We start from the raw sequence: 20,452 nt of genomic DNA, 5'->3' as shown, positions 1-20,452 counted from the left end.
CATGCACTGTAAATCCGCTCAGCTGAACGGATTTGCAGCGTCCGACGTGTCCACGTGTGCATAGTGGTCTGTCACAACCTTTGCTAGCTTGAACCCGGACCAGGGCACGTCGGCACCGTCGCGGCAACCGTGAGTATTGAGCAACGCTCACAGTGCATTTCGCGCCGGTGCTGACGCGTCCACGACGATCGTCGCCCCGGCGGTCGTCGGTCTGCGCTTCGCGGCCCGCGCCCCGGGGCGCGACGACACCGGCGGAACCGGTTGCGTGGGAGGTCGGCGTGGACGGGCGTCAGCGCCTCGAGGTCGTGCCGATGACCGCTGCCCAGCGCGGGGTGTGGTTCGCCCACGAGGTGGCCCCCGACACCCCGATGTCGATCGCCTTCTTCCTCGAGTTCCCCACGACCCTCGACGTCGACGCGGTGCATGCTGCCGTCGCTCGTACCGCCCGTGAGATGCAGTCGCCGTTGCTGACCGTCGTCGACGTGACCGATGCCCCCGACCGCGATGCCCCCGACCGTGACGGGGCGGACCCCGACGAGGACCTCCCCGTCCGTCTCGCGGTGGACCACGACGCCGACATACCCGTGGAGGTCGTGGACCTGCGCGCCGAGCCCGATCCCCGGGGCGCGGCCAGGTTCCTGATGGACGTGCACCGCAGTGCTCCGGTCGACCTCGTCGCCGAGCCGCTGGTGTCGATGATCGTGCTGCGGCTCGGACCCGACCACGACATCCTCTACGCCCGCGGCAACCACATCGTCCTCGACGGGTACGCGGCGGCCCTGATGCTCATCCGCGTCGGCCAGTGCTACGGCGAACTGACCGGTCACGCGCCCGCGCCGCCCGTGGAAGCGCTTACCATGCGCAACATCTCGGACATCGACCGGGACTACCGCGCCTCCGACGACCTCGTCGCCGACCGCGCGTTCTGGCGGGAGGTCGCCGCCCGGGCGCCCGAGGTCGTGGCCCTCGCCGACGCGCTCCGCCCGGGGGGCTCGGGTGCCGACGCCGAACTCTCGCTGACGGAGTCGGCGACCTTGTCGACGACATCGACCGAGGCGCTGCGTACCCGCGCGCAAGCGCAGTCGGTGCGGACCGCGTCGGTGGTGACCGCCGCGTTCGCGACCCACCTCGCCGCCGTCACCGACCGCGACGAGGTGATGATCAGCCTGCCGGTGATGGCGCGCACCTCCGACGCGCTCCGCCGCTCGGCGGGACTGACCTCCAACGTCGTCCCGCTCGTCCTCTCCGCCCGCCCCGCGGCGACAGTGCACGACTGCGTCGCCGGGACCGACGCCGCGATCCGCTCGGCCCTGCGCCACCAGCGATACCGGCACGAGGACATCGCCCGGGACATGGCCGAGACGGGGTCCCGGGTGGCCCGCGGGTTCTTCGGACCGATGGTCAACGTCATGATGTTCCTGCGCGAGATCGACTTCGGTGCCACCGCCGGCGTCGTCCACGTGCTGACCACCGGTCCGGTGGAGGACCTCTCGTGCAACGTGCACGAGTCGCTGGACGGCTCGATCCAGGTCGATCTCGAGGCCAACCCGCGTCGATATGCGCGATCGGAGGTGCGGGCCGCACTCACGCGGTTCCTGGAACACCTCGACGCGTTCGTCGCCGCGGCGGACGGCGTGACCCTCGCGCACCTGGACTCGGCCACCGAGGACGAACGGCGCACGCTCGACCTCCTCTCGGCCACAGCACATCCGGTGCGGGCGAGGACCCTCGTCGACCTGCTCGCCCACGGTCGAGCAGCGGGGATCGCCGGGGGAGGTGCCGCGGTGGTCACCACCGACGCCGACGGAGAGCCCGGCGTCGCCCTCGACCACGCCCGACTCGAGACACTCGTGGTCGCCCTCGCGTCGGATCTCGCGGCCACGGGGGTCGGTCCCGGCGACGTGGTCGGGATCATGGTGCCGCGCAGCGTCGCCCAGTTCGTCGCAGTACTCGCCGTGGTCCGATCGGGTGCCGCGTTCCTGCCCGTCGCGGTCGACGAACCGCCGGACCGGTTGCGACACGTCCTGGCGACTGCACAACCGATCGCGGTGCTGGTCACCGAACTGACCGCGGCGCAGGCGATCCGCGACGTCGACGGCCCCCGAACCGTCGCCGTCGACATCGGTGACCTCGCACACCGGGCGGCGGTGGACGACGGTGCGCAGGTGGATGCCGCCGACGTCCACCGCCGACGCGAGCCGTCCCCGGACGATCTCGCCTACGTGCTCTTCACCTCCGGGTCCACGGGCCGGCCGAAAGGCGTCGGCGTCATCCACGCGGGCATCGTGAACCGCCTGGAGTGGATGCAGGACCGCTACCGGCTCGGTGTCGACGACGTCGTGCTGCAGAAGACCCCCGCCACGTTCGACGTCTCCGTGTGGGAGTTCCTGTGGCCGGCGGCGACCGGAGCGACCCTCGCGGTGGCCACCCCCGACGGACACCGCGACCCGCGCTATCTGTCGCGCGCCATCGCGGGCCTGGGGGTCACGGTCGCGCACTTCGTGCCGTCGATGCTGGCGACGTTCGTGGCCACGGTCGGAGAGGCCGGGGCGGGTCCAGGGTCCGACGACGGCGTTGCCCTGGACAGCCTGCGGATGGTGATCACCAGCGGCGAGGCGCTCCCGTCGGCGGTGGTCGCGGCGTTCGCACGGGTGTCGTCGGCGCCGGTCCACAATCTCTACGGCCCCACCGAGGCCGCCATCGACGTGACCCACGCCGACGCGGTCGACCCGCACCGGTCACCGGTCCCGATCGGGCGACCGGTGTGGAACACCGGGGCACGCATCCTCGACGCGCGGCTGCGTCCGACACCGCCGGGCGTCGTCGGTGAGCTGTACCTGACGGGGGTGCAGCTCGCGCGCGGATACCTGTCGCGTCCCGATCTCACCGCCGACCGGTTCGTCGCCGACCCCGCAGGCGCGGGATCGCGGATGTACCGCACCGGCGATCTGGTGCGGCTCGACGCCTCCGGCGACATCGTCTACATCGGTCGCAGCGACTTCCAGGTCAAGATCCGGGGCCAGCGGATCGAACCCGGCGAGGTGGAGGCCGCGCTCGCCGCGGATCCCGCCGTCCGTGACGCGGTGGTGATCGCCCGCGGGGCCACACCGGACGAACAGATGTTGGTCGCCTACATCACCGCGGCGACGGGACACGTCGTCGACCCGACTGCGTTGCGCGACAGCATGTCCGGTCGTGTCCCGGCGTTCATGGTGCCGGCGGTCGTCATGGTGCTCGATGCGCTGCCCACCACGCCGAACGGGAAGCTCGACCGGCGGGCGCTGCCCGCACCGCAGATGACGATCGCGCTCACGGACGATGACGACTCCCCGGCCGGTGAGCTGGAGCGGGCGGTGGCCGACGAGTTCGCCGACGTGCTGGGGGTGCCGGCACTGGGCGCCACCACCTCCTTCTTCGACGCCGGGGGCAACTCGCTCACCGCCACCCGTCTGGCCGGCCGGCTGTCCACGGTCCTCGGCCATCGCGTCGGGATCCGGGATGTGTTCGACAATCCGAGCCCCCGGCGACTCTCCGGTGCCCTGGCCGCAGCCGGCGTGACCGTGGACGGCCTCGCGGCGGACACCGGCCCGATCGCGGACACCGGCCCGATCGCGGGCCCCCGACCCGATCGGATCCCGCTCTCGCCCGCCCAGCACCGCATCTGGCTGCTCGCGCGGGAGGCGCCGTCGGCCTATGTGATCCCGTTCCGACTGCGCATCGCCGCTGTGCTCGACGTCGAGGCGATGCGTCAGGCGTTCGACGATGTCGTCGACCGTCACGAGGCGCTGCGGACGATCCTCCCCCTCGACGCCGACGGACCCCATCAGGTGGTCCTGCCGGACCCGGGTCGGATCCTCGAGGTGCACGGGAGTCTCGACGACGACGAATTCGTCGCGCGCCCGGTCGATCTGACACGTGATCTCCCGATCCGGGCCGCCCTCGTCACCTCGCCGTCGTCGGCGGGCCGACCGTCGGATCACCGCCTCGTCGTGGCCCTGCACCACGCGGCCGCCGACGGCCTGTCGTTGCGGCCGCTCGCGCTCGACCTCGCCACCGCCTACTCCGCGCGCAGCCGCGGTGAGGTCCCGGCGTGGGAGCCGCTGCCCGTGCAGTACGCGGATGTGACGCTGTGGCAGTGGGAGCGGCTCGGTGACGAGACCGTCTCCGGCTCCCTGGCGTCCGCGCAGGCGGCGTTCTGGCGGCGTCAGCTCGACGGCGTGCCGGCCGAGACCGAGCTCCCCGTCGACCGGCCCCGGGACCCCGCGGGGCACGCGGGCGGCGCGACCGTGCGGGTGGCGCTGACACCCACCACCCACACCCGGCTCGCGGAGCTCGCCACGGACTGCGACGTCGGGATGTTCACCGTCGTCCACGCGCTGGTCGCCGTGCTGCTCCGCCGCCTCTCCGCCGAGGACGACGTCGTGGTGGGCACACCGGTGGGCGGTCGGGCCGATCCCGCCCTCGACCCGCTCGTCGGCATGTTCGTCAACACCGTCACGCTGCGGGTCGCGACCACCAGGCACGAGACGTTCCGCGAGGTCCTCGACCGCTGCCGCGGCGCGGATCTCGCCGCACTCGACAACGCGGACCTGCCGTTCGACCGCGTCGTGGAGATCGTGAACCCGCCGCGCGTGCCCGGACGACACCCGTTGTTCTCGGTGAGCGTCGCCCTCGAGGAGACGGCACGCGTACCCCTCGATTTCGCGGGTCTGGACGTGCGGGCGGAGCCGATCCCCACCCCGACCGCGAAATTCGATCTCGAGTTCACGGCCGTCGAGAACCGGGACCACACCGGCCGGCCGGACGGGATGTCCGTCGAGATCGGCTACGCCACGGACCTCTTCGACGAGTCGACCGTGGCCGACCTCGGGGACAGGCTGCGGTGGATCGCCGTCGCCGTCGCCGGCGACCCGGACCACGTCATCGGGGACATCCCGGTGCTCCACCGCCACGAACGTGCCTCGCTGGTCCCCGCCAGCGGACTCGCGCCGCGACGGGCCGTGACGTTCGCGGAGATGGTCGCCGACGCGGTCTCCGTCGATCCCGACGCCGTGGCGGTCCGCTTCCGGGACAGCGAGGTCACCTACGCCGATCTGGACCAGCGCTCGACGACGCTCGCCCGCGTGCTGATCGGACTCGGGGTGGGCCCCGAGGACTACGTGGCCGTCGCCATGGCGCGGTCGGTGGAATGGGTCACCGCGATCTGGGCGGTGAGCAAGGCCGGCGCGGCCTGGGTCCCGGTCGATCCGCACTACCCCGTCGACAGGGTCGACCACATGCTCGCCGATTCCGGTGCGCGCCTGTGTCTCACGGCGGGCGACGGCGTGGCGCACACCGTCGATGTCCGCGAACTCGACGTGGACGGCGAACGGTGTTCGGAGCTCGCCGCGGCCGTCGGGATCGATCCGTCGGTGCCCGTCACCGACAGCGAGCGGGCGATGCCGGTCTCGGTCGACAACCCGGCCTACCTCATCTACACCTCGGGCACGACCGGTGTGCCCAAGGGTGTGATCGTCAGCCACCGCGGTCTGGCCAACTTCGCCGCCGAGCAGCTGGTGCGTTTCACCGCCGGACCCGCGAGCCGCACACTGCAGTTCGCCTCGCCGAGCTTCGACGCCTCCCTGTTGGAGAACCTGCTCGCCGTCGGGGCCGCGGCGACGATGGTGATCGCACCACCGGAGATCGTCGGCGGGCGTGACCTCGAGGAGTTGCTCCGCAAGGAACGGATCACCCACGCGTTCCTCACACCGTCGGTGCTCGCGACCATCACGCCCGGACTGCCCGACCTCGAGGTCGTCATCGTCGGTGGGGAGGCCCCGAACCCGCGTGTTGTCGAGGAGTGGGCGCAACACCACCAGGTGTTCAACGCCTACGGGCCCACCGAGGCGACCGTGGTGGCCACCATCTCCGACGCACTCCGACCGGGCGATCCGGTGACCATCGGCGGGCCGGTCCGGGGGATCGGCGTCATGGTCCTCGACGAGCGGTTGATGCCGGTTCCTCCCGGGGCTGTCGGCGAGATGTACCTGACCGGTACGCAACTCGCCCGCGGGTATCACGACCGGCAGCGGCGGACCTCGACGACGTTCGTGGCCAACCCCTTCGGCGAACCGGGCACCCGGATGTACCGCACGGGCGACAAGGTCCGGTGGGTGTCCGACGACGCACTCGAGTTCGTCGGCCGCGGCGACGGCCAGGTCAAGATCCGCGGCTTCCGCATCGAGCTCGGCGAGATCGACGCCGCGCTGGCCGCACTGCCCCAGGTCGCCGACGCCGTCACCACCACCGCCCCCGGCCCCGATGGCAACGACAGGCTCGTCGCGTACGTGGTCCCCGCGCCGTCCGAGGCGACCGACGCCGACGGACCCGCCGTGCGGTCCGCCGTCGGACAGACACTCCCGGCGCACATGGTGCCGGGCAGCGTCACCGTGATCGACGCCATCCCGACGACACCGGCGGGCAAGGTCGACCTCGACGCCCTCCCCGCCCCGGCGCCGGTGTCCGCGGTCGTCGCCCAGCCACGGGACGACGTCGAACACCGCCTCGCCGAGATCTTCGCGACGGCGCTCGGGGTCGACGTCCACGAGATCGACCGCGACACCAGCTTCTTCGACCTCGGCGGGACGTCGCTGACCGCGACCACGGTGATGGCGTCGGTGGAGGCCGCCGTCGGCGAACGGCTCGGTGTTCGTGCGCTGTTCGAGACGCCCAGCGTCGCGACGATGGCCGCGCGACTCGACGGCAGGATGCGCGGCCCGCTGACGACGGGTGATCCGTTCGGCGGCAGCTCGCTGGTGCCGATCACGCACGTCGAGCGGCGTGCCGACGAGGGCGTCTGCTCACCGGCCCAGCGACGCCTGTGGTTCCTCAACCGCCTCGAGCCCGAGAGCGGTTCGTACACCATCGCGTTCGTCGTCGAGCTGCACGGAGAGGTGGACGTGGACGCGTTGTCCGCGGCCGTGCGGGACGTGGTGGGACGACATGAGCCGTTGCGCACCGTCTTCCCCGACCACGCGGGGACACCTGTGCCCACGGTGCTCGACGCGGCGGATGCGGTCGATCCGATCGGCGTGGTGGAGGCCCACGACGACGCGGATGCCCGACGGCGCCACATCGACCTCGCCCGGCACCCGTTCGACCTGCGCGTCGACCCGCCGCTGCGGGCGCACCTCGTCCACATCCCCGGTCCCGACACCCGTCACGAGCTGGCGCTCACCATCCACCACATCGCCGCCGACGGATGGTCGATGGGACCGCTGGCCCGCGACATCGCCACGGCCTACTCGGCGCGCACCGTGGGCGAGATCCCCGCCTGGGACCCCCTGCCGGTCACCTACCGCGACTACGCGGACTGGATGGAGCAGACCCTCGGCGATCCCGCCGACCCCACCAGCCGGGCCGCCGAGCTCCTCGCCTGGTGGACCGACGCCCTCGCGGGACTCCCGACGCGGGTGTCGTTGCCCACCGACAGAACCCGCACCGCCGCTGCCGAACCCACCAGCGGCACCGTCGACGCCGACCTCGGTGGCGTCCGCCTCACTGCGCTGCGACGACTGGCGAGCGCGCACGGGCTGAGTCCGTTCATGGTGGTGCACACGGTGTTCGCCGCCGTGCTGGCACGGTTGTCGACCGATCCGGCGGTGACGCTCGACCGCGAACCCGCCGACGTGGTCATCGGGACCCCGGTCGCCGGACGGGCAGCCACGGACCTCGCCGACCTGGTGGGGATGTTCGTCAACACCGTGGTGCTCCGGACACCGGTTCCGTCGTCGATCTCGTTCGCCGACCTCCTCGACCGCGTCGGTGCGACCGATGTCGAGGCGCTGACCCGTGCCGACCTGCCCTTCGACACGCTCGTGACCGCGCTCGCCCCCGACCGGTCGTCGGGGTCGCACCCGTTGTTCGCCGTCGCGCTGAGCTTCACCGACGCCGAGTTCGCACCCATCGCGCTCGGCGACGTCGAGGTCGGTGTCCGGGAGGTCGAGACCGGCGCCGCCCGCTTCGATCTCGAGCTGCGGGTCAGCGGGTCGGCGATGCGCTTCACCTACGCCACCGACGTCTTCGACGGCGACACCGTCCGCGACCTCGTCGATCGGTTCCTCGACGTCGTCGACCAGGTCGTCGCCGATCCCGCGACGGACATCGCCGACCTGCGTGTGCTCACCCGTGCGGAGGAACGGCAGCGCGCGCCGATCGTCTCGGCCGACGCTGTTCCACGGATGCGGACGCTGCCGGAGATGCTCGCCGCCGCGGTGGCGGCGGCACCGCGGTCGTCGTCGGCGGTCGAACCGGCCACCGGACGGGAGATCGGGTATCTCGAGCTCGACGCGACGTCGAACCGGTGGGCGCGACTGCTCATCGGCCAGGGCGTCGGTCCGGGGGACCGGGTCGCCGTCGCGGTGGAGCGCGGCATCGACTGCCTCGTCGCGCTCTGGGCGGTGGCCAAGACCGGGGCGGCGTTCCTCCCCGTCGATCCCGCCTATCCCTCGGCGCGTATCGCGCACATGCTCTCCGATGCGCAGGTGCGACTGGGCATCACCCGCAGCGCCCACGTCCCGGCCCTCCCCACGCAGACGCGGTGGATGACGGTCGACGCGGACTCGCCGGTCGCGACCGTCGTGGCGACCTTCGCCGACGGTCCCGTCGACGACCGCCACCGGCTGGGGCCGCTCCACCCCAGCGCCGTCGCCTACGTCATCTACACCTCGGGATCCACCGGCACCCCGAAGGGCGTGGAGGTGACCCATCGCGGACTGTCGGCGCTGTCCGCCGAGCAGCGACGTCGGTACGGCACCGACAGGCGCTCCCGTGTCCTGCATTTCGCGTCACCGAGCTTCGACGCCTCCGTCCTCGAGATCCTCCTCGCGCTCGAGACGTCGGCCGCGCTGGTGGTGGTGCCGACGACGGTCGTCGGGGGACGCGAACTCGCGGACCTGATGCGGGACAACGACATCAGCCATGCGTTCGTGACCCCGGCCGCGCTGGCCACCGTGCCCCACGAGGACCTCCCCGCGCTGCGGACCGTCGCCGTCGGTGGGGAGTCGCCGACACCGGAACTGCTGGCCCGGTTCGGACCCGGGCGCACCGTCATCGACGCCTACGGGCCGACGGAGACGACGGTCGTCGCGGTGATGGGGGAGGTGACGCCCGGCGCACCGGTCGCCATCGGGTCGCCCATCGCCGGTATGGCGGCGCACGTCCTCGACGGGGCACTGCGTGCGGTCCCCGCCTCGGTCCCCGGCGAGCTGTACCTCGCCGGTCGGGGTGTCGCCCAGGGGTATCTCGGACGTCCGGACCTGACGGCGGCGCGGTTCATCGCCGACCCGACCCGCCCGGGTGGCGTGATGTACCGCACCGGCGACGTCGTCTCCTACGACCGCGCCGGACGTCTCACCTACCTGGGCCGCAACGACTCCCAGGTGAAGGTGCGCGGCTTCCGCATCGAACTCGGCGAGATCGACGCCGCGCTCGAGCGCCACGGCGACGTCCGCACCGCGGTCACCGCCGTGCACGGACAGGCCCAGGACGCCGTCATCGCGAGCTGGGTGGTGCCCGTCGACGCGCGCAGAGGCGTGGACACCGCAGCCCTGCGCCGCCACGTCTCCGCGCTGCTGCCACGGCAGTCGGTGCCGTCGGCCATCACCGTCGTCGACGAGATCCCCCGGACGGGCAACGGCAAGGTGGACCGGGCCGCACTGCCGGCCCCGACCGTCGCGGAGGCCGATCAGCCGTTCCGGCAACCCCTGTCGCCCGCGGAGATCGCGGTCGCCGAGGCGTTCGCCGCCGCGATACCGGGATTCGACGCCGCCCATCCCATCGGCCTCGACGACGACTTCTTCGACCTCGGCGGGACGTCGCTCGTCGCGACCCAGGTGGTCGCCGTCCTCGCCGAGAGGACCGGGGTGGGCGTCCGGGTCCGCGACCTGTTCGACCACCCCACCGTCGGAGAGTTGGCGGCCCTTCTCGGCGGTGACCCGACGCCGGAGGCGGTCTCGTCGGAGGTGACGCGGTCGGCACCGCCGGAGCCAGCGGTAGTCCCGGCGGACACCGGTCCGCTCGCGCCGGCCCAGCGCCGCCTGTGGACGCTGCAGGCCGCGGACCCGGTGTCGCCCGCCTACAACGTCCCCCTGGTGATCGGCATCGACGGCGAGATGGACATCGAAGCCCTGCGCGCCGCGTGGCTCGACGTGTGCCGCACCCACGCCGCTCTCCGGACCACGTTCCCCGTCGTCGACGGCACGCCGGTCCAACAGGTCCGCAGCGTCGAGGGCACCGCCGACGTCATCCGGATCGTCGACGCCCACGATGTGGATACGGCCGCCCGCCTTGCGGGATCCGACGCGCACCGCGGTTTCGATCTCACCACCGAGCGTCCGCTGCGGGTCACCGTCATCAGGACACCGGTCGGGACCGACCTCGTGATCGTCGTGCACCACATCGCGGCCGACGGCTGGTCGCTGCCGGTCCTCGTCGAGGATCTGTTCACCGCCTACACGGCACGGGCAGCGGGCGCGGTCCCAGCGCTGGTCCAGGCACCGCTCAGCTACCTCGACCACGCGCGACGCCAGGTCGCCGATCTCGGCGACCCCGACGTAGCCGGCACCCTCGCCGCCACGCGTCTCGCCCGCTGGCGCACCCGCCTGCAGGACGCACCGGCGGAGTCGACCCTGCCACCCGACCATCCGCGTCGGCCGGGGGTGCACACGACCGCGGTGGTGCGACGCACCCTCGACCGCGACCTCCGGTCCGCGATCTCCGCTGCGGCCCGGTCGATCTCGGGGAGCCCGTTCGTCGTCGTGCACGCCGCGCTCGCGGTGCTCCTGCACCGCGTCGGCGTCGGGGACGACGTGGTCGTCGGCACCCCGGTCGCCGGGCGCGATCACCCGGACCTCGCGCGCATCGTGGGTATGTTCGTCAACACCGTCGCCCTGCGGACCGAGATCCGCCCCGACCGGCCACTGGGCGAGCTCCTCGCGGCGGTCCGTGACGCCGACCTCGACGACCTCGACGCCGCGGACATCCCGTTCGACGACGTCGTCGCGGCCGTCAACCCCGAGCGGGTCGAGGGTCGGACCCCGCTGGTCCAGATCGCGCTGTCGGTGCACGATCTGGCCGAGGCCGGATCGCTGGACGTGGCCGGGGTTCCCGGGGTCACGACCCGCGAACTCGACACCGGGGCCGCGAAATTCGACCTGCAGGTCACGGTGCAGGGCCTGTCGCCCGCGGCGGCGTCGGGCGGGATCGAGGTCGTCTACGCGCGCGAGCTCTATGACGCCACGACCGTCGAGGCCTTCGTCGACTGTCTGATCCGGGTGCTCACGACAGTGACCGCCGATCCGCGGTCCGACGTCGCCGTCGGCGACATCGCGGTGACCGCCGCGGACGAGCTCGCCGGCCTGGCGCCGGCATCAGGAGCGACCGCCGCTGCGCCGCGGACGTTCCCGGCGATCATCGCCGAGGCGGTCGCGGCCGACCCCGACGGCATCGCCGTCGTCGACGAGGACGGATCGATCACCTACCGGGCGCTCGACGCGCACACCACACGTCTCGCGCGCCATCTGCGCGGACTCGGCGTCGGGGTGGGTGACGTCGTCGCGATGGCGATCCCGCGATCGGCCTACGCCGTCGCCGCGATCTGGGGAATCGCGAAGACCGGCGCGGCCTGGCTCCCCGTGGACCCCATGTACCCGGCACCCCGCATCGTGCACATGTGTGAGGACAGCGGGGTGACGATCGGCGTGACCACCGCCGACCATGTGGCCGACCTCCCGACCGGCGTGGGCTGGGTCGTCCCCGACGAGCCGTCGACGATGGCCGCGATCGCCGAGGAGTCCCCGGATCTCCTGTCCGACATCGACATCCCGCTCGCCGGCGGCGCCTACGTGATCTACACCTCCGGATCCACCGGGCTGCCCAAGGGCGTCGTGGTGGGTCATCGGGGTCTGGCCGGGATCCGCGACGAGCTGGGGGAGCGGGCGCAGGTCGGGCACGGGGACCTGGTGTCCCACTTCGCCTCACCGAGCTTCGACGCGTCGGTCCTCGAGATGCTGATGGCACTCGCGGGGCCCGCGACGCTGGTGGTGGTCCCCACCGACGTCTACGGGGGCGCGCCGCTGACCGAGGTGCTCCGCACCCGGTCGGTGACAACGGCATTCCTCACCCCCGCCGCGCTGGACGGTCTCGAACCGGAGGACCTCCCGTCGGTGCGGACCGTCGTCGTCGGCGGCGAGGGCTTCGGTGACGCGCTGGTCCGTCGGTGGGCGGGGGAGCGGCGGATGCTCAATGCGTACGGCCCCACCGAGGCGACAGTCTTCAGTGCGCTCAGCGCGCCCCTGCGCCCCGGCGCCCCGATCGACATGGGTGGCCCGAACCGCGGCGAGCAGCTCGCGGTGCTCGACCGGCGCCTGCACCCCGTTCCCGTCGGAGTCGTCGGCGAGCTGTACATCCTCGGGGACGGTGTGGCGCAGGCCTACCACGGGCGACCCGGCCTGACGGCCTCGAGCTTCGTCGCAGCGACCGTCGGACGCCCCGGTGAGCGCATGTACCGCACCGGTGATCTGGTGCGCTGGAACAGCTCCGGGACCCTGGAGTACGTCGACCGCGCGGACCGGCAGGTCAAGGTGCGGGGCTTCCGGGTCGAGCCCGGCGAGATCGACGCGGTCGTCGCCGAGCACGGCGGCGTGCGGCGCGTCGTCACCACGGTGTTCGGCGACGGCGCCGAGGCGCGGTTGGTCACCCATGTGGTGCCCGCCGACCCCGATGCCGACCGGACCGAGTTGTCCTCCGACGTCCGGGGGTTCGCCGCCCGTCGCCTCCCGCGCCACATGGTGCCCGCCTCCGTCGTCGTGATCGATGCGATCCCGACGACCCCGGCGGGCAAGATCGACCGGGCTGCCCTGCCCGCCCCGGCCGCACGCTCGGCTGGTGGTCGGCCGCCACGCCCGGGGACCGAGTCGATGGTCGCCGAGGTGTTCGCGGACGTGCTGGCGGTGGACCGGGTCTCCGCGACGGACGGGTTCTTCGACCTCGGCGGGACGTCGCTGACCGCGACGACAGCGGTCACCGAGATGCGCCGCCGCAGTGGCGTCGACGTCGCGGTGGCGTGGGTCTTCGCCGCGTCGACACCGGAGGAGCTGGCCTGGCGTATCGACGGTGTGCAGGTGGGTGCCGGGCCGGCCGGGCTCAGCCCGGTGATCGTGCTGCGACCAGGAGACCCCGACGCGGCACAGGACGACATCCCGACGATCCTGGTGCATCCCGCCATCGGACTGGCGTGGTCGTACACCGCGCTCCTCCCGCATGTCCCGCCCGGCGGGGCCGTCTACGGACTGCAGAACCCCGCCCTCTCCGGCGAGGACCCCGCGGCGTCGCTGGCCGACCTCGCCGAGCGGCATGTCGCCGGCATCCGCGAACTCGTCCCGACCGGTCCCGTCCACCTTCTCGGGTGGTCGCTGGGAGGGATGCTCGCGGCCGAGATCGCCTGCCGCCTCGACGACGGTGGTCCGCCGGTCGCGTCACTCACGCTCCTCGACACCTACGTCGTCGCCGATCACCCGGGGTGGGAGGAGGCGCCGTCGGTGGCCGACCTCGTCGTCGAGTTCGGGGTGGCAGACGGCGACGACGTGGACCCGGATCTGACGGTGGCGCAAGCACATGAACTGCTCCACGACGTCCCGGGGCCGATCGCGCAGCTGCCGGTCGAGACGCTCGAATCGCTGTACGCGGCCTACCGCCACGCCACCGCTGTCGCCGCACGGTGGCGGCCGTCGGCGATCGACCACGACGTCGTCTTCGTCACCGCCGCAGTCGAACCCCTGGCGGGTCCCGCGGTCGAGGACTGGCGGGACGTCGTCGCCGGCGACATCACCGAGGTCGTCGTGCAGGCACGCCACCGCGATCTGCTCGATCCCGAGGTCGTGGCGCAGTGGGCGCCCCGGGTGATGGCGGATCGGGAGATGGTGCAGCAGATGGCGGGCGACCAGGCGGCGGGGGAACTGACCGATGACGCGACGACGACAGGACGGCACCGCGCATGACCGCGACGGACACCACCGACGACCGCGCACCCTGGGAGCGACGGGCGGCCTCCCGGCCCTCCGCGGACCCCGCGCCGGTCGACGACCCCACTCCGACCACCGACCCCGAGGACTCGCCCGCCCAGGGCTCCGCCGCCGGTGATGACATCGCGGTGTCGATCCGGGGGCTGCGCAAGGTCTTCGGTGGGGGACTGGGGCGGTCGGCGTCCACCCACGTCGCCCTCGACGGTGTCGACCTGGACGTGCGCGCCGGGACGGTGCACGCGCTCCTCGGTCCCAACGGTGCCGGGAAGACGACGACCGTCCGGATCATCTCCACGCTGCTCGCGCCCGACGGCGGCACCGTGCGCGTCCTCGGACACGACGTCGGCCGGGAGGCGGTCGCCGTGCGGAAGGCGATCGGTGTCTCCGGCCAGTACGCCGCGGTCGACGGCAACCTCACCGCGTTCGAGAACCTGAGCATGGTCGGACGTCTCTACGGGATGGGTCGTCGCGCCGCGGGGGTGCGCGCGCGGGAACTCCTCGACGACTTCCGCCTCGCCGACGTCGCCGACCGGCCGACACGGACCTTCTCCGGCGGCATGCGACGTCGTATCGACCTCGCGGGGGCTCTGGTCGCCCGGCCGCGCCTGGTCATCCTCGACGAGCCGACGACGGGCCTCGACCCGCGCGGTCGCCGCGACATGTGGTCGCTCATCACCGATCTCGTCACCGGCGGGACCACGGTGCTGCTGACGACGCAGTACCTCGAGGAGGCCGACACACTCGCGGACGAGATCACCGTGATCGACAAGGGCGCGGTGATCGCGCACGGCACGGCGGCGGAGCTCAAGTCGACGATCACGCAGTCGTTCCTCACCGTCGAGGTCGCCGCGGACGCCGACTCGACGACGGTCACCGACGTGCTGTCGCGGGTCGGCATCGCAGCACCTGCTGCCACCGACGCGGCGTCGACATGGACGGTCGCTGTCGACGACGGGACCCGTTCGGCTGCAGCCGCTGTCGCCGAGCTGACCTCGGCGGGCGTGGGCGTCGTCGACGCCACCGTGTCCGCGCCGACCCTCGACGACGTCTTCCTGACCCTCACCGCCGAGAAGGAGGTCGACGCATGAGCGTGGTGTCCGACAGCGTGATGATGGCCGAGCGCAACCTCATCACCATCCGGCGGGTGCCGACACTGCTGGTCAGTGCGACGCTGCAGCCGCTGATGTTCGTCTTCCTGTTCGCGTACGTCTTCGGTGCCACGTTCGGGGGCGGTTCCTACCGCGAGTACCTGATGGCGGGGATCTTCACCCAGACAGTCGCGTTCAACGCCGCGTTCACCACGGTCGGGCTCGCGGGCGACCTGCAGGACGGCATCGTCGACCGGTTCCGGTCGCTGCCGATGTCGCGGATCGCCGTGGTGCTCGGCCGCACCGTCTCCGATCTCGCGGTCAGCATCATCTCGGTGGCCGTGATGGCCCTGTGTGGGCTCGCGGTCGGGTGGCGGATCCGTGGTGGCTTCGGCGACGCGGTGCTCGCGTTCGCGGTGGTGCTGCTGTTCGGTTTCGCGATGTCCTGGGTGGGTGCGCTGACCGGGTTGATGGCGCGCACCGTCGAGGTGGCGCAGAGCGTGGGTTTCGTGTGGCTGTTCCCGGTGACGTTCCTGTCGAGCGCGTTCATCTCGGCGCAGAGCCTGCCCGGACCGCTGCGTGTGATCGCCGAGTGGAACCCGGTGACCGCCGTGGCGACGGCGTGTCGGCAACTGTTCGACAACCCGGCGCCACCGAGCTTCCCCGCCGCGACGGGATGGGTGGCGGACCATGCGGTGGGCTATTCGATCGGCTGCTCGCTGGTGATCCTCGTCGTCTTCGGGTCCCTGTCGGTGCTGCGCTACCGCCACGTCGCGAGTCGCTGACCCGCCCCGACTCCAGACCCCACCCCACCCCCGACCCCAGACCCCAGACCCGACCCCCACCCCCTCGAGTGGGCGGTTGGAGACGTCGGTTGGGCGGTTGGACGCGTCGGTTGGGCGGTTAACGACGTCGGTTGGGCGGTTGGACGCCCACTCGACGCAGCGAGCCGCCGACCCGGGAGGGTCAGCGGCTCGCGGATCGTGCGGGAGTTCAGATCACGCCTGCAGCGGCAGCAGGATGTTCTTCACTGTCGGATCGGTGCGCAGGTACTCCTGCACGGCCGGGTCCTTGAACACGGCGACGAGCTTCTTGATGTTGTCGGAGTTCTGCCACCGGGTGCCGATGGTGAGCTGACCGGCGAACTCGTCGGGCGCTGCCGGGGCGAAGATCTGCTTGCTGATCGGGATGTCCGCGGCCAGGTAGTACTCGGTGTAGCCGACGGTCGCGTCGAGGTCGGGCAGTGCCCGCGACTGGGCCGCGAAGTCGAGCAGCGTGAACTGCAGGTTCTTCGGGTTGGTGGCGATGTCGTTCTGGGTGGCGCGCGACTTGTCGATCCCGGGCTTCAGGGTGATGAGGCCGGCACGCTCGAGCAGCCACAGGCCCTGGGCCTCGTTGGCCGGGTCCGAGTAGAGCGAGACCTTGGCGTCGTTGGGCAGCTGCGAGACGTCGGTGTACTTGTCCGACCAGATGCCGAAGCCCCAGCGGAAGACCGGCGTCGCGGCCACCTCCTTGAAGTCGGGGTTGGCGTCGAGGACCTGGGACAGCCACCGCTTGTGCTGGTAGATCGTGCCGGCCACCTCGCCGTCACTGACCGCGCGGTTCAGCGTGGTGCTGTCCGCGAGACCCTTGAACGCGACCTTGATGCCGTACTTGGGCGCGACGTTCTTCGCGATGTAGTCGACGAGGGCCTGCTCGTTGGCATTGCCCTCGGCGGTGACTACGGTCAGTGTGGCGCCGGCGGTCTCGTTGGGGGACTTGCTGTCCGAACCGACCACCCGCCAGGCCACGAACGCCGCGATGACCGCGACGACGATCACGACCACGCCGATCACGATCGGACCGCGTCGGCGCCTCTTCACGTCGAAACCGGCTGTGCCGTCGGGGGTTGTGGGGGAGCTGGTCTGCGTCATGGGTGTCTCCTTCGGTGCGCAGGGGGTCACGGCCACGCCCGATGCGCGTCCGTGTGATGAGAGGTGGCGTGTGGGTCGGACCCGTTGTCGGGTCAGACCTTCGAGGGCAACCGGGCCGACCGCACCGACTGCTCGGGGGAGAGGAACCGGACCAGGGCGTCGCCGACGACCTGGATGATCGCCACCGTGATGACCAGCGTGATGATCGTCGCGATCATCACCTGGTGGTCGAACCGCTGGTAGCCGTAGGTGACCGCGATGTATCCGAGACCGCCGGCGCCGATGGTGCCCGCGATGGCCGAGTACTCGATCATCGCGATGGTGTTGATGGTGAGGCCGCCGACGATCGACGGCAGCGCCTCGGATATCTGTGCGGTGCGGATGATCTGGACCTTCGACCCGCCCGCCGCCGTCGCGGCCGCGACCACCGACGACGGCACACCGCGCAGCGAGTTCTCGACGATGCGGGTGAAGAACGCGATGCCCGCGATCGACATCGGCACCACCGCGGCGGGGATGCCGATGTTGGTGCCCGTGATCAGCCGCGTGAACGGGATGATCGACGTCATCAGCACCAGGAACGGCAACGATCGGCCGATGCTGATGACCCACGAGAGCGGGGTGTGCAGCGTCCGGTTCTCGAAGAGTCCACCCGGAGCGAGGTTGTGGACGATCGCACCCAGGGGCACCCCGACGACGGCGACGATCACCATCACGATGCCGACCATGATGACGGTGTCGCGGAAGGCCGGGATGAGCAGCCCGGGGATCTCGTTCGTCGGGACCGTGATGGCCGCGAGGACACCGGCCGTGGCGCTCATGCCGCGACCGCCTTGGAGGTCGCGTCGAGCGGTCGGGCGGCGAGTCCGAGTGGGCCGGCCGCGGCGACGACACCTGCGACATCGCCGTCCGGTACCCCGATCGTCCACTCGCCCACGGGGATCCCACCGACGTCCTGGACGTGGCCTCCGAGCACGGTGAGCGTCGCGCCCGTCGTGGCGGCGATGCGGGTGATCCAGTCGCCGGGCACCGCGGGCGAGGTGTGGGTGACGCGGATGGCGCGGGTACCCGGTGCGGGTGCCGTCGTCGCGGCGCGGGGGCGCAGTGCCGAGCCCAATGCCGACGCGGGGTCGAGGAGGAGGTCGACGACAGCGCCCTGTTCGACGATGCGCCCCGCGTCGAGGCGTCCGACACGATCGGCGACCTTGACGATGGTGTCCATCTCGTGGGTGATGAACACGACGGCGATCTCCAGTTCGTCGCGCACCTCGGTGAGCAGCTCGAGGAACGAGTCGGTCGTCGCCGGATCGAGACCCGATGTGGCCTCGTCGGACAACAGCACCGAGGGGCGCAGGGCGAGCGCACGGGCGATCCCCACGCGCTGTCGCTGCCCTCCGGAGAGCTGGTGGGGATAGCGGTCGGCCAGGGCGGTGAGCCCCACACGGTCGAGGAGTTCCGCGACACGCTCGCGGGTCTGCGTGGCCGTCACCCCGAGGTACTCGAGGGGGAGTGCGACGTTCTCGGCGGCCGTACGACGACTGAGCAGGTTCGCGGACTGGAAGACGGTGCCGATACGTCGTCGAGCGACCCGCAGCGCCGCGGCGTCGAGGTCGGTGAGGCGCTCACCGTTGACGACGACGGACCCCGCCGTCGGTCGCTCGAGGAGATTGATGCACTGGGCCAACGTCGACTTTCCCGCCCCCGACGGCCCGACGACGGCGAAGATCTCCCCCGCGGCGACGGCGAAGTCGATGTCGTCGAGGACGGTGACGGCGTTCGGGCCGTGCCCGAACGTCTTGGTGAGTCCCTGGATCTCGATCACGCCAGGATCATCACGGCGGTTCCTCGGCGCTCCCAGCGTTGGGATCAGCGTGATTCCGGTGCGGTGATGCGCGGCCCCGTGTGCTGTGACCTGCGGAAACCGTTACCGCGCCGCAGTAACCACCCGTAACCGCCGTCTGTCGGGCACCAGGAACAGTCTGTTGGGCGGTCGGGACCGGCTGTTGGACGATTGGGAGGCCGAAACAGGTTGTGCACAGCTGGTTTTGATGCGGAGATGTTGTCGGACCCCGCGTGTACACATGTACGCATGAAGGGCACCGAAGACGTCGACGCGCGGGATGTGTTGCGCGAGATGATGACGATGCTCGCCGAGCTGTCTGCCGCGGTAGACGAGGGAGAGGCGATCGACCGGATCTCTCTGTTGGAGTCGATCAAGGCCGCGTGCGCGGCAGGACAGGCTCAGGACACGCTACGACTGCAGCAACTTCGCTCCGCTGCCGAAGCCGAGCGGGGTGTTCCGGTCGACCGGCGGTGTCGTGGGTTGTCGGCGGAGGTGGCGTTGGCGCGTCGGGTGTCGGGTAACGCCGGTGGCCGGCATCTGGGGTTCGCGCGGGCGATGGGCGAGATGCCGAACACCTTCGCGCGGCTGCGGGAGGGAGTGTTGTCGGAATGGCGGGCGACGATCCTGGTCCGCGAGACCGCCTACCTGCAGGTCGAGGACCGGCGCGTGATCGACCACGCCCTGTGTGCAGACGCCGCGACGCTCGACGGTGTCGGGGACCGGGCGCTCGAGGCGCTGGCCAAGCAGATTGCCTATCAGCGTGATCCGCATGCGGTGGTCGATCGCAACGCCGCTGCACCGAAGGATCGCCGGGTGTCGATGCGTCCGAAACCCGATGCCATGGTGCAGCTGTCGGCGCTGTTGCCGATGACCGCAGGCATTGCCGCGTACGCGGCGTTGAAGCAGCACGCCGACGGCCTGGTGGGAGACGACGATCGGACCCACGCGCAGGTCATGGCCGACACCCTGCTCGAACGGCTTACCGGGAAGGCGCGCGCCGAGGAGGTGGCCGTCTCGGTCGACGTCGTCGTGTCGGCGGACGTGCTCGTCGGTGGCACCGACGCCGCTGCAGAGGTCGCGGGCTACGGCCTCGTGCCTGCTGATACCGCCCGCGGGATCATCGCCGACGCGCTCGATGCAGACGCGCTCGTCACCCTGCGGCGACTGTTCGCCACCCCCGATGGCGCCCTGGTGGCCATGGAATCCCGTGCCCGGATCTTCCCCAACGGTCTGCGCCGCTTCATCACCCGCCGCGACATCTCCTGCCGGATCCCGTACTGCGACGCCCCGATCGCCGAAATCGACCACGCCCACCCCCACCACGACGGCGGACCGACAGACGCGCTGAACGGACTCGGCGAGTGCCGAACCCACAACAGGCAGAAAGAGAACACCGGCTGGCAGGTCACCACGTCGATCAGCGACGACGGCACCCACGAAGCGCTGATCCGCACACCCACCGGCCACGAACACCGGTCCCGAGCACCTGCGAGAACCGCGGACAAGGCCGCGTAGCCGCGCGCATCACACCGCAGGCGATGATGATCG

General features: G+C 71.5%; 7 protein-coding genes. 4 read left to right on the top strand and 3 right to left on the bottom strand.

The annotated features are described in order from the left end of the window. Positions 1-311: 311 nt before the first annotated feature. From LX14_RS01440 to LX14_RS01430, 3 genes are read left to right on the top strand one after another with little or no spacing between them, the layout of a single operon-like run. Positions 312-14,036 (top strand): non-ribosomal peptide synthetase, encoded by a 13,725-nt coding sequence (locus LX14_RS01440; RefSeq protein WP_253645509.1) that lies wholly within the window; start codon positions 312-314, stop codon positions 14,034-14,036. Further along, a complete protein-coding gene (locus tag LX14_RS01435) occupies positions 14,033-15,148 on the top strand; it encodes an ATP-binding cassette domain-containing protein (protein WP_253645508.1) in 1,116 nt (371 codons plus the stop codon). The genes LX14_RS01440 and LX14_RS01435 overlap by 4 nt, the downstream gene beginning before the upstream one ends. Before the next feature lie 2 nt (positions 15,149-15,150). Next, positions 15,151-15,933, top strand: a complete 783-nt coding sequence (locus LX14_RS01430) for an ABC transporter permease (protein ID WP_253647842.1) — start codon at positions 15,151-15,153, stop codon at positions 15,931-15,933. 213 nt (positions 15,934-16,146) lie between these two features. On the opposite strand, the gene LX14_RS01425 is transcribed toward LX14_RS01430, so the two are convergent. The 3 genes from LX14_RS01425 to LX14_RS01415 all read right to left on the bottom strand — a co-directional run bounded on the left by LX14_RS01425 (position 16,147) and on the right by LX14_RS01415 (position 18,883). Then, on the bottom strand, positions 16,147-17,061 hold the full coding sequence (locus LX14_RS01425; protein WP_253645507.1) for a MetQ/NlpA family ABC transporter substrate-binding protein: 915 nt from the start codon (positions 17,059-17,061) through the stop codon (positions 16,147-16,149). A 92-nt stretch (positions 17,062-17,153) separates the two neighbouring features. Beyond that, positions 17,154-17,882 (bottom strand): methionine ABC transporter permease, encoded by a 729-nt coding sequence (locus tag LX14_RS01420; RefSeq protein ID WP_253645506.1) that lies wholly within the window; start codon positions 17,880-17,882, stop codon positions 17,154-17,156. After that, a complete protein-coding gene (locus tag LX14_RS01415) occupies positions 17,879-18,883 on the bottom strand; it encodes a methionine ABC transporter ATP-binding protein (protein WP_253645505.1) in 1,005 nt (334 codons plus the stop codon). Before LX14_RS01415 ends, LX14_RS01420 begins: the two co-directional genes overlap by 4 nt. Positions 18,884-19,150: 267 nt before the next feature. Here LX14_RS01415 and LX14_RS01410 point away from each other — a divergent pair, with 267 nt between their 5' ends. Continuing rightward, positions 19,151-20,419: an HNH endonuclease signature motif containing protein gene (locus LX14_RS01410; protein WP_253645504.1), complete on the top strand. Its 1,269-nt coding sequence runs from the start codon at positions 19,151-19,153 to the stop codon at positions 20,417-20,419. The last annotated feature ends 33 nt before the right edge of the window (positions 20,420-20,452 follow it).

This window comes from Williamsia deligens, from assembly GCF_024171765.1.
Lineage (GTDB): Bacteria > Actinomycetota > Actinomycetes > Mycobacteriales > Mycobacteriaceae > Williamsia_A > Williamsia_A deligens.
This window is presented reverse-complemented; position numbering and strand designations above follow the sequence as displayed.